The organism is Pontibacter lucknowensis, from assembly GCF_900156415.1.
GTDB classification, from domain to species: Bacteria; Bacteroidota; Bacteroidia; order Cytophagales; family Hymenobacteraceae; genus Pontibacter; species Pontibacter lucknowensis.
In genome coordinates, this window is record NZ_FTNM01000001.1 from 1377207 (window position 1) to 1389220 (window position 12014).

The 12014-nt window shown below is 51.2% G+C and carries 6 protein-coding genes and 1 rRNA gene; 4 read left to right on the top strand and 3 right to left on the bottom strand.

Annotation, left to right across the window (positions count from 1 at the left end; translation table 11 throughout):
- The first annotated feature begins 3 nt into the window (after positions 1-3).
- Positions 4-1986 carry an OmpA family protein gene (locus BW972_RS20160; protein ID WP_317042626.1) on the top strand — a complete coding sequence of 661 codons (1983 nt, stop codon included), beginning with the start codon at positions 4-6 and terminating at the stop codon, positions 1984-1986.
- Between the two features lie 99 nt (positions 1987-2085).
- Here the strand turns inward: BW972_RS20160 and BW972_RS06115 are convergent, their stop codons facing one another.
- A complete protein-coding gene (locus BW972_RS06115; RefSeq protein WP_007659106.1) occupies positions 2086-3309 on the bottom strand; it encodes a PQQ-dependent sugar dehydrogenase in 1224 nt (407 codons plus the stop codon).
- A gap of 155 nt (positions 3310-3464) precedes the next feature.
- Between BW972_RS06115 and BW972_RS06120 the strand changes: the two genes are divergently transcribed.
- Positions 3465-5765, top strand: a complete 2301-nt coding sequence (locus BW972_RS06120; RefSeq protein WP_234986307.1) for a TonB-dependent receptor domain-containing protein — start codon at positions 3465-3467, stop codon at positions 5763-5765.
- Position 5766: 1 nt separating this feature from the next.
- Here the strand turns inward: BW972_RS06120 and BW972_RS06125 are convergent, their stop codons facing one another.
- On the bottom strand, positions 5767-6369 hold the full coding sequence (locus BW972_RS06125; RefSeq protein ID WP_076421437.1) for a DUF4136 domain-containing protein: 603 nt from the start codon (positions 6367-6369) through the stop codon (positions 5767-5769).
- 215 nt (positions 6370-6584) lie between these two features.
- Positions 6585-9503 (bottom strand): aminomethyl-transferring glycine dehydrogenase, encoded by a 2919-nt coding sequence (gene gcvP, locus BW972_RS06130; RefSeq protein WP_076421438.1) that lies wholly within the window; start codon positions 9501-9503, stop codon positions 6585-6587.
- Positions 9504-9759: 256 nt separating this feature from the next.
- Between gcvP and BW972_RS06135 the strand changes: the two genes are divergently transcribed.
- Complete coding sequence (locus BW972_RS06135; protein WP_076421439.1) at positions 9760-10980, top strand: NAD(P)-dependent oxidoreductase; 1221 nt, start codon at positions 9760-9762, stop codon at positions 10978-10980.
- A gap of 946 nt (positions 10981-11926) precedes the next feature.
- Positions 11927-12014 (top strand): 16S ribosomal RNA (locus tag BW972_RS06140); the annotation flags it as partial.

The window sequence follows — 12014 nt, forward strand, 5'->3', positions numbered from 1 at the left end:
CATATGAATTTCAGACATATACCCTTATACCTCACCGCTGCCCTGATGCTGGGCGCTGCCCCTGTAGCCGAAGCGCAGCAGGAGCTTCGCAAGGCAAACAAGCACTACGAAAAGTTTGAATTTGCGCTGGCTTTAGAGCAGTACAAGAAAGCATCTGAGAAGCGCAAGCCGGATGTGAAAACGGCTGAGCGCATTGCCGACTCCTACCGCCTGACACGTCAGACCGTGGAGGCAGAGCGTTGGTATGCACAGGTAGTGGCCATGCCAGGTCGTGACCCGCAGAACATTTACCACTATGCTGAAGCGCTGCGCAGTAACGGCAAGTACGAAGAGGCCAAGCAACAGTACATGCAGTGGGCTGAGGAAGTACCGCAAATGGATGAGCGTGCCCAGCACCTGATGGCGTCTTGCGACAAGGCAATAAGCTGGACCAACCAGAAAATGCCGCTGGCCGAGGTGCAGCGCCTGAGCGGACTGAACGTTCAGGGTTTCTCTGACTTCAGCCCGATGAATTATGGCAAAGACGCGATCATCTTTACATCAGACCGTGGTGTGGATCAGGAAGGAATATCAGCCGGCACCTATGGCTGGACCGGTCGCCCGTACCTGCAGCTCTTTATGGCCAGCCGCGATGGCAATGGCAACTGGGGCAAACCCACTGCGCTGCACGAAATGATCAACGACCAGTACCACAATGCCACAGCCTCGGCTACCGAAGACGGGCAGACACTTTACTTCACCCGTACGCAACTGGTGCAGCAGCGTAAGTCTGGCAATGCTGACCCGACTAGTTGGGTAGACAAGTCGCAGGTGAACGAATACATCAACCGATTGGAGATTTACTCATCCAAAAAACAAGGTGCTACCTGGACAGATATAAAGCCGTTTGCTTTTAACAATGTAGCAGAATACTCCGTTGGTCATCCGGCCCTGTCACCTGACGGTAAGATCATGTACTTCGTGTCAGATATGCCGGGTGGTATGGGCGAGACGGACATCTACTATACCCTGCGTCAGCCTGATGGTAGCTGGGGAGAGCCTGTCAATGCCGGTATACTGATCAACACATCGGGTCGTGAGAGCTTCCCTTATGTGGATCAGAATGGCAAGCTGTATTTCTCATCCGATGGACACATGGGAATGGGCGGTCTGGATATTTTTGCAGCCGAGGGCAAGCACGCTGCCTGGACGGCCGTGAACAACATGGGCCACCCGATCAACTCTTCGAAGCACGATTATGGTATCATGTTCAATGAAGACGAAGAAACTGGTCTGCTGTCGTCTAACCGCGAAAGCAGCAACGGAACTGACGATATCTACAGCTTCAAAGTACTGCAAAAGCCTGTTGTGATAGCTGTGACTACGCTGGAGCGCAAGCAGAACGAGCAGAAAAAGAACGTGCAGCTTCCATTGCCGCAGGTGCAGCTCCTGATCGCACAGCAGAACCAGAATGATAGCAGTACAGCTCTGACAAACACAAAAGGGCAGTACTTTATGGATGGCCGTAAAGGAAATTCCTATGTCATGCAGGGCTCTAAGCAAGGCTATCTGAATCAGCATTCGTTGGTGGTGGTTCCAAAAACCGCTCCGGATACCCTACAGGTAGCGATGGTGTTCGACCGCGACGAGAAGAACGTAGCCATTGTGCTGGAGAACATCTACTACGACCTTGACAAGTGGGATATCCGCTCGGATGCTGCCAAAGAGCTTGATAAGCTGGCTGAAGTACTGGTGGCAAACCCTACGATCAAGATTGAGCTGAGTTCGCATACCGATAGCCGTGAAAGTCTGAAGTATAACCAGGTGCTTTCTGAGCGCAGAGCCCAGGCCGCCGTGGATTACCTGATTGAGAAAGGTATAGCCAAAGACAGGCTGACTGCCAAAGGCTATGGTAAGACAAGGTTGGTGAACAAGTGTACCGATGGGGTGTCTTGTCCGGAGGAAATGCACCAGCAAAACAGAAGAACCGAGTTCCGAATCAAGTAAGAGCTCCTTTAACAGGATTTAAAAATTTCATTAGCTTTCATAGTTTGGAAAGGCTCCGTAGATTCTACGGAGCCTTTTTTTATTTTTCAGCTGCGAGCCTTAGCGTTTGTTGCGCTGGTTTTGTTGCTGTTTACCGCCAGTATAGGCAATGCGGTACACTACTCCATTTGAGTCATCAGTTACCAGTAGTGAGCCATCAGTGTGCGTGGCGACACCTACCACTCGGCCAAACTGCGACTTGTTGTCATCTACCAGAAAGCCTGTCACGAAGTCCACAAACTCTTTTGGCTGACCATTCTCGAAGCGAATACGAGACACTTTGTAGCCGGCTGGTTTAGAGCGATTCCATGATCCGTGGAAAGCTACAAAGGCATCGCCGGTATATTCTTTCGGAAACTGAGTGCCTTTATAGAAAATCATATCAAGGCCCGAGGCGTGGGCGGTATAGGTGAGCAGTGGATACTTGGTTTTCTTTTTATACTCTTCATAGCTCATATCATCGGGCTGGTCGCCGGGGTTTTCTTTTCCTTCACCGTATATGTAGGGCCAGCCATAGTCAGCGCCTTCCTCGATTTTGTTCAGCTCTTCGCGCTGCTCATCATCACCCAGCCAGTCTATGCCATGGTCCATACCAAACATTTCCCCTGTTTGCGGGTGCCAGTCAAAGCCAAGTGTGTTGCGGAGACCCTTGGCATATACCTTGCGGTTTTTGCCGTCAAGGTCAGCTTGCAGAATAGTGGCGTGCTCCTTGTTTGGCTCATCGCAGGAGTTGCAGGTACTACCGATAGAAATGTAAAGCTTGTTGTCGCGGCCGATGCGCAGCGTACGGTTCGGGTGCTGGCCGCCATCGGGTAGGTCATCCAGGAGCATTTGTAGTTCAGATAGCGACCCGTCTTTGTTGATGTTAGCGGTGTATAATTCCTTTATAGTAGCCAGCCACACTTGATTGTCTTTTATCACAATGCCGTGCATGTGCTCTTTGGTGGCCACTACTTTCTGCTCGTCAGCCTTCCCGTCTTTGTTCGAGTCGCGGATCATGGTCACGGTGCCCTTGTCACGGTCAGTCACATACACCACACCGTCGTTGCTCACGGCAATCATGCGGGGCTTGTTGAGGTTTTCGGCAAACTTCGTGATCTGGAAACCGGCTGGAACTTTTAGCTGCTTCACGCGGGCGTCGGTAGCATCTACCCGGGCAGGTTTAAAGATATGGCCTTCCACGGAAGCACTCACTGGTTTTTCACCTCCCTGCGCAAGGGCTGGCGCACCAATAAGCGTCAGTGCCAAAGCTAGCGAAGCAGTAGTTGTAAGTAGTTTTTTCATAGTTATGGGTAGGTTTAATTTCACAGATATGGTTTGTATTTTGATTTAACCGAATGCCAGCTCTGATTGTTACAAACGGGCAGAACATAGCAATTCCTGCATAAATCTAAACCTCAAAAGGTATAACCCGTTTTGTTAGCAGTTAACTTGCATACATGAATCAATCACTACTCCTGCTCCGATCCCTTTTTCTGACTACCCTCATGCTGCTGCCTTTTCTGAGTTACGCTCAGCAACAGGTCAACGGCCAGGTACTGCACGCCAAGACCCGCCAGGCGCTGGAAGGTGTGACGGTGACAGTCAACACAGGCGAACAGGCGCTAACCAATAATTCCGGGCGCTTTGATTTGTCGGTTGCAGACCAAGCGACTTTCCTGCTGATCTCGCACATTGGGTATAAGGCCGATACTATTTTCTTACAGCGCATCCAGCCAGGTACGGCTCTTCGGGTGTACCTACAGCCTCTGACGGCTAGTCTTTCAGAGGTAGTGGTGACTGGCTATGAAAGCAACCGGCCTTTGCTGGAAACAGCCGGAGCCTTGAGCGTAGTAGGCCGGGAAGTGATTCAGCGCTTTGACGAAAGCTCGCTGGTGCGTGCCGTAAATACAGTACCGGGGGTGCGAATGGAGGAACGGGCCACAGCCAGCTACCGGCTTTCCATCAGGGGCAGCAGTTTGCGCTCACCCTATGGTATACGCAACGTGAAGCTATACCTGGGTGAAATTCCCCTCACCGAGTCAAATGGCATCACCAACCTGAACCTGTATGATGCTTCCAACTTCAACAGTATGGAAATACTGAAAGGTCCGGCAGGCAGTATTTACGGAGCAGGTACAGGCGGAACAGTTTTGTTGGAACCCCGCAGAGCAGCTCCCGGAGAGAAGCAATTTCAGGCAGGTGCTACCTTTGGCTCGTTTGGCTTACAGCGCTATACCGCCAGTGCCAGTGTGGGCGGCGAGAAACAGAGCCTATACCTGCAGTATACCCGCCAGCAACTCGACGGCTACCGGGAGCAGTCCGGCATGGACCGCGAAACGCTCCTGCTCACCTCTACCTTCAATCCATCCCGCAAGAGCACCATCCAAGCCAACCTGATTTACTCCGACCTGTTTTACCAGTTGCCCGGCGGGCTTACACAGGAGCAGTATGAGCAGGATCCGCGGCAGGCACGGGGTGGAATGTTTGGGAGCGTCACTCAAAATGCTTCGATGAACCAGCAAGGTGTCAACATCGGTTTGTCACAGGAATACCGCTTCAGCGACAGCTGGAAAAACATGACTGCTCTATATGGCTTGTTCCGGTATAGGGACCATCCGTTTAACACCGACTATGAACGCAACACCAACCAGGAATATGGAGGCCGAAGCCGTTTTGTATACAATACACAGCTCGGCCCTGCAGCTACTACAATCACTTTTGGTGGCGAATACCAGCGCGGCTTCGAAGCGGCCCGCACCTACGACAATAACCAAGGCAGAACAGACTCGCTGCGCACCGACGACGAAGTGCTGGCCAAGACCGGCTTGCTGTTCACGCAGGCTGAGTTCGAACTGCCCGGCAACTGGATCGCAACTGCCGCACTAAGCCTAAACGATACCAGGTATGAGATCACACGCCTGCACCAGGCTCCGAGCGGCGGTCCTTATTTGTATACTCGGGATTTCAGTGCAGTGCTTTCGCCACGAGTGGCTTTATTGAAACGCTTAACTGATCAGGTATCGGTACATGGCAGTGTGAGTGCAGGCTTCTCGCCACCTTCCGAGGAGGAGTTGCTGACCTCCGACGGTGCCCTTAACCAAGAGCTGGAAGCAGAGAAAGGTATAAACTACGAAGCAGGTATACGCGGCTATACCTTGGGCAGAAAACTCAGCTTTGATGTAGTGGCTTTTCATTTCAGGTTGCGCGAAACGATCGTGAGTCGACAGGATTTGTCGAGCATAGCCGTGTTCCAAAATGTGGGGGCTACCTCGCAAAGCGGACTCGAAACTGCGCTGGGCTATACCTTGCTGGAGGACATCACCCAGCCAGTGACTTTGCTCAAAGTCTGGGGCAGTTATACCTACAGCCACTTCCGTTTCCGTGATTATCAGAAAGATGACACCGACCTGAGTGGGAACCAACTCACCGGCGTAGCCCCGCATACCTTAACCGCCGGCCTCGACCTGGCTACCCGCATCGGCCTATACCTGCACCTGACGGCCAACTATGTAGACGAGATCCCGCTTACGGATGAAAACACAGTGTACGCCGATGCTTACCTCGTAGCAGGTGCTCGTTTAGGGTTGAGAAGGGAATTGGGAAGACAGTTTGTGCTGGACATATTTGCAGGCTCTGAAAACCTGACGGATCAGAAGTATAGTCTGGGTAATGACCTTAACGCATTTGGCGGCCGCTACTTCCAACCGGCATCACCGCGCAACTACTACGGCGGCTTCAGTCTGTCTTATCGCCTGTAAGTTATCGTGAACTTGGCCTGCTGGATGCGGGTCTGTTAGGTGGATATTGTGATAGGATACTGATAATGGACCTTCTGATCCTGCTCTCGTCTGTCTGTGTCACATTAATATCGCCTTCTGCCACGCCGCGCCACACTAACTCGTTGGTACTGGACGATATCAGGTCGATCAGCATGGTTCCAGGTATATATTGTGCGACTGGTCTGTATCCCGGAAAATCGGCAGAGTTATAATTGAAACGATAGCCAAACCAGTAAGCGTAGCCAAAATCAGGGGAAGCAGTAGCGGCATCCTGTGCTACTGACACATCATAAGCAACCAGCAGGTCTGGATTTTCGACGTCAAGCAGCATACCTTTCTTAACCAACTCAGCTGCGATAGCATCGCGCACCCGTCTGTCCAGCAGCGGCTCGTACAGATTGGGATCTGCGGAGGTGTTGGCCATCTCGGGTTCCATCAAAGCAAAAGTGCGGTATATCTGGAAATCCACGCTGCGGTCGTAGGTGCTGTCAGCTACTATAGAAGGTATGCAGCCGCTCAGGCCGATCAGGAAGGCAGGGATCAGGTATAACCAGTGTTTGAAGTGAGGTAAAGCGTTTCGCATAGAGCTGTTGGTTTAAGTACAGGACATTTCTAAAACAGGTATACGGTGCTGGATAATTAGTAGGTATAGCTGTGGAGATTGTTGCCAGGTGCACGCTAAAATGGTACAGCTAAGTCAAGGTATGAAGAGGTACAGGCGAAGGCGATTTGCACGGCCTAAAAACAAAAAAGCCTGACCGATGTGGCCAGGCTTTTCAGGTATAAGCTTAAGATAGATTAGCCGATGGCTACCATCTCATTTTCATTCTCGTTGTAGGCTTCGATCGGAGCGCAAGAGCAAACCAGGTTACGGTCGCCGTAAGCGCTGTCGATGCGGCTCACGGTTGGCCATACCTTGTTGTCGCGTAGGTAAGCCATCGGGAATACCGCCTTCTCGCGAGAGTAAGGGCGCTCCCAGTTCTCCACCATCGCCACTTTCAAGGTATGCGGTGCATTCTTCAGCACGTTGTTCTTTTGGTCAGCCTTGCCCGCTTCGATCTCACGGATTTCCTCACGAATCGAGATCATCACGTCGCAGAATCTGTCCAGTTCTTCCTGTGCCTCCGACTCGGTTGGCTCCACCATCAGCGTACCCGCTACCGGGAACGATACAGTTGGCGCATGGAAACCGTAGTCCATCAGACGCTTCGCGATATCCTCTACCTCCACGCCATACTTCTTGAACTCGCGGCAGTCGAGAATCATCTCGTGTGCGCAGCGACCGTTCTTGCCTACATACAGCACCGGATAGTGTTTCTCCAGGCGCGCCTTGATGTAGTTCGCGTTCAGGATCGCCACTTTAGTAGCCTCTGTCAGACCTTCGCCGCCCATCATCGCGATGTAGGCATAAGAGATAGGCAGGATAGAAGCAGAACCCCAAGGAGCAGCTGAAATAGCGTTGATCGCTTCCGGACGACCCAGGTCAACCACAGCGTGACCCGGCAGGAACGGAGCAAGATCTTTTACCACACCGATCGGGCCCATGCCAGGACCACCGCCACCGTGAGGGATACAGAAGGTCTTGTGCAGGTTCAGGTGGCACACGTCAGCACCGATGTGCGCTGGCGAAGTAAGGCCTACCTGGGCGTTCATGTTGGCACCGTCCATGTATACACGGCCACCGTTGTCGTGAATTACCTGGCAGATCTCGATGATAGACTCCTCATATACACCGTGTGTAGATGGGTAAGTCACCATCAGGCAAGACAGTTCATTCTTATATTGCTCTGCTTTCGCACGCAGGTCGGCTACGTCGATGTTACCTTTCTCGTCGCACTTCACGATCACCACTTTCATGCCGGCCATTACAGCAGAGGCTGGGTTGGTACCGTGTGCAGAAGAAGGTATAAGTGCTACGTTACGATGATGGTCGCCACGTGACTCGTGGTAAGCACGAATCACCATCAGACCAGCGTACTCGCCCTGAGCACCTGAGTTTGGCTGCAGCGACATCGCGTCGAAACGGGTGATCTCACACAGCCAGGCCTCCAGGTTCTTGAAGATCTCGGCATAACCCTGTGTCTGGTCGGCAGGAGCGAACGGGTGCAACTGCCCGATTTCTGGCCAGGTTACCGGAATCATCTCGGCTGTGGCGTTCAGTTTCATGGTGCAAGAGCCCAACGAGATCATCGAGTGAACCAAAGAAATGTCTTTGTTCTCCAAGTGCTTCATGTAACGCAGGATCTCGTGCTCGGAGTGGTGCTTGTTAAACACCTCGTGCGTCAGGTACTCGCTTGTACGGATCAGTTTATCTGACCAAGTGATTTCAGTCTCCTCTGGCAGTTCGTCTATACCCAGCACGTCAGCCGACTTGCCAGCTACTTTCGCGAACACCGCCAGGATGTCTTTCACATCTTCCAGCTCAGTGTTCTGGTGCAGGGAAATGCCAATGAAGTTTTCTTCGAAATAACGGAAGTTAATACCCGCCGCTTCCGCCTCGGTGCGGATGGCGTTCTTCATGTCAGCGCTCTCCACCGCAATTTTCAGCGTGTCGAAGTATTGCTCGTTCAGCTGTTCGAAGCCAAGTGCCTTCAGGCCTTTCTCAAGCTGCTGCGCCAGCGAGTGTGTGTTCAAACCGATGTACTTCAGGCGACGTGGGCCATGGTACACAGTATACATACCTGCGATTACCGCCAGCAGTACCTGCGCAGTACAGATGTTAGAAGTCGCTTTCTCGCGGCGGATGTGCTGCTCGCGTGTCTGCAGGGCCATGCGGTAGGCTCTGTCACCGGCGGCATCCACCGAAATACCGATAATACGGCCCGGGATTACACGCTTGAAGGCGTCTTTTGTAGCAAAGTAAGCCGCATGCGGACCACCAAAGCCCATCGGCACGCCGAAACGCTGGGTAGTACCTACCACTACGTCGGCGCCCATTTCACCTGGAGGTGTTAGCAGCGTCAAAGAAAGAATGTCAGCAGCTACAGCTACCAGGATGTCCTGGGCGTGTGCTTTGCTGATGAAGTCAGTATAATCGAAAATGGCACCGTCGGCGGCAGGATACTGCACCAGGGCGCCAAACAATGTCTCGTCATTGAAGTCTACTTCGCGGTGATCACCGATTACCAGCTCAATGCCGATAGGTATAGCGCGTGAAGTAAGAATGTCCAGTGTCTGCGGCAGCACCAGGTTGGATACGAAGAAGCGGTTGGCATTCTTGCGTGCACCTTTGCGCTGGGCAAAGAACATACCCATAGCCTCGGCAGCGGCAGTGCCCTCGTCGAGCAGCGATGCGTTGGCGATCTCCATACCGGTCAGGTCCATTACCATGGTCTGGTAGTTGATCAGCGCCTCCAAACGGCCCTGCGCGATCTCAGCCTGGTATGGGGTATAAGCGGTATACCAACCCGGGTTCTCCATAATGTTGCGAAGAATCACAGGAGGCATGATGGTGTCGTTGTAACCCAGACCGATATACGATTTGTATACCTTGTTCTTTCTGGCGATCTGTCCGAATTGCTTCAGGAAGTTTGTTTCAGAAAGAGCCTTTGGCAGGTTCAGCGGCTTTTTTAGTCTAATGGCGGCCGGTACGGTCTCCTCAATCAGTTGATCCAGCGAGTCTACCCCGATGGTTTTAAGCATGTCCTGCATTTGCTCTTTGTCCGGACCGTTGTGGCGCTCCTTAAAAGTGTCAGCAGGTTTTGTTTTAAGTATCATAACGATGAAGTATTGATTGGGAATTTGGGTTTTTACTTTCCAGTGGAAGACAAGCCAAAGGCTCTCTTTCAATATTTTCTACAAAAGTAATAGTAATTGTTTATTATATTGAAGCATGAAAGCTAAATAGTTCGGGGTGTGGCGACTGGCCTTTCACACTATATTATATAGTGTACCTCTATATAAGGTGTAGCGCCTGGCTTTCCCCAGACTGACAAACATAAATTGCAGCAGAACAATTCAGAAACACGCACCTATGGAAAAAGTTAAGATCGGTATCATCAAGGAAGGCAAAATACCAGTTGACAAGCGCGTACCGCTCACCCCGAAAAAATGTGTGGAGGCCATGCAGGAGTTTCCGGGAGCGGAGGTGGTGGTGCAGCCCAGCGACGTGCGCTGTTTTACCGACGAAGAATATGCCGAGCTAGGTATAAGCCTGCAGCAGGATCTGAACGATTGCGATGTGCTGATGGGCGTAAAGGAAGTGCCCATCGACCTACTGATTCCAAACAAAACGTATTTCTTTTTCTCCCACACGATAAAGAAGCAGCCGCACAACGCCAAACTTCTGCGGGCTGTGCTCGACAAGAACATTACTTTAATAGATTACGAACTCCTGACCAATGCACAGGGGCAGCGGGTAGTGGCTTTTGGCAGGTATGCAGGTATAGTGGGTGCCTACAACGGTATATTAACCTACGGCAAGAAGTGGAAGCTCTTCGACCTGAAGCCCGCCTACCTCTGCCACGAGATGGAAGACATGCAGGAGGAGTACTTTAAAGTGAAGCTGCCGCCGATCAAAATTGCTGTGACAGGCGGTGGCCGCGTGGCAAGCGGCGCCATGGAAGTGCTCGATAAGATGGGCATCAAAAAAGTGAGCGTATTCGACTACTTATATAAGCAGTTCAAAGAACCCGTGTATGCCCAACTGCATTCCGGCGATTACAACAACCGCCCTGATGTAGAGGTATGGGACTCGCCAGACTTCTATGCGCACCCTGAGTTATACCAATCCACGTTCCGCAAGTTCACTAAGGTAACCGATTTGCTGATGGCATGCGCCTATTGGGACCCACGTGCCCCAAAACTGTTCTCCGAAGAGGACACCCGTCAGCCCGACTTCAAAATTGACACCATCGCCGACATCACCTGCGATGTGGATGGCTCTATACCTACCACCAAACGTGCTACCACAATTACGCAACCTGCCTACGACTACAATCCAGAGACGGGCGAGCTCGAACCTCCTTATAATAAAAAGGACAACATCACCATAATGGCTGTCGACAACCTGCCTTGTGAACTACCCCGCAACGCTTCCCGGGATTTCGGCCGCCATCTTATAGACAATGTATTCCCGCAGTTCTTTAATAACGATGAAGGAGGTATGCTGGAGCGAGCTACCATTACAAAAGGGGGAGAACTGACCGAAAGGTATAAGTACCTGCAGGAGTATGCCGAGGCAGCGGCGGTGTAAAGAACAAACGACTTTAATAATATAATAGGAGAGGTATAGCCATTAGTTTAGCTATACCTCTCCTATTATATAAGAGTGTAATGTAAGGGCACTGGTAAAGGAAATAGAGCTAAAAGAAGGGAAATATAATTGCTTGAGAAGAAATACTTAGAAACTTTGAAGTTATTTTTAAAATTTTGATGGTGCAACTCAGACAGTTAAACGGAACCGTCTTGACGCGCTAGCTAATGTTATAACATACCCCTTGCGCAATCGGATTTTTTTCTGACCTTTGCACTCCCAACACGGTACAACGGGTCGGGAAACGAGAGTGAGAGGCGGCCGGCAGGGCGGCCACCGGTGTCAAAGTTGAGAGGCGACGCACTGGAAATAAAGACTGAAAAAAAACTTTGCCTTGGTGCTTGCAGGTTGAAAAGATCTGCTTACCTTTGCAGCCCGCTTCGAAATGAAACGGATTCCGGAAGGCTCCTAACAGGGGCCGCAGGAAAAAGGAAAAAAAGTTTTGCCAGGTTATTGCGGATTTAAAAAGTCTTCCTACCTTTGCAACCCGCTCCGAAGCGAGGGTTTCGGAAGGCGAAAGCGAGGAGTGCTGATCGGTTAAACGAGCCGAAAAGAAGAGGAAAAAAAAGATTGAAAAATTGCTTGGAAGTTGGAAAATTTTTCCGACCTTTGCACACCGAAAACGAGGAAAGCTCGAAGCGGAGACACAAGCAACACGCGCTTTAAACAGTAAAGCGTCTAACGGAAGAAAAAGTCTTCCGAAAAGTTCTTTGAGAGATTGTTGAGACAGAAAAAGAAAAATTAAGATAGGTACATCCGCGCGGGCGAATCTTCGGATTCCCACCGCGTCAATTCAAGCACGTGACTTGTTCACGGAATTAAAAGGAAAGGGCCGCGGGTCGAACGGACACATTGGCTGCCTTGGGCAGTCTGAAAAGTAAACACTACAATGGAGAGTTTGATCCTGGCTCAGGATGAACGCTAGCGGCAGGCCTAATACATGCAAGTCGAACGGATCTGATTCCTTCGGGAAT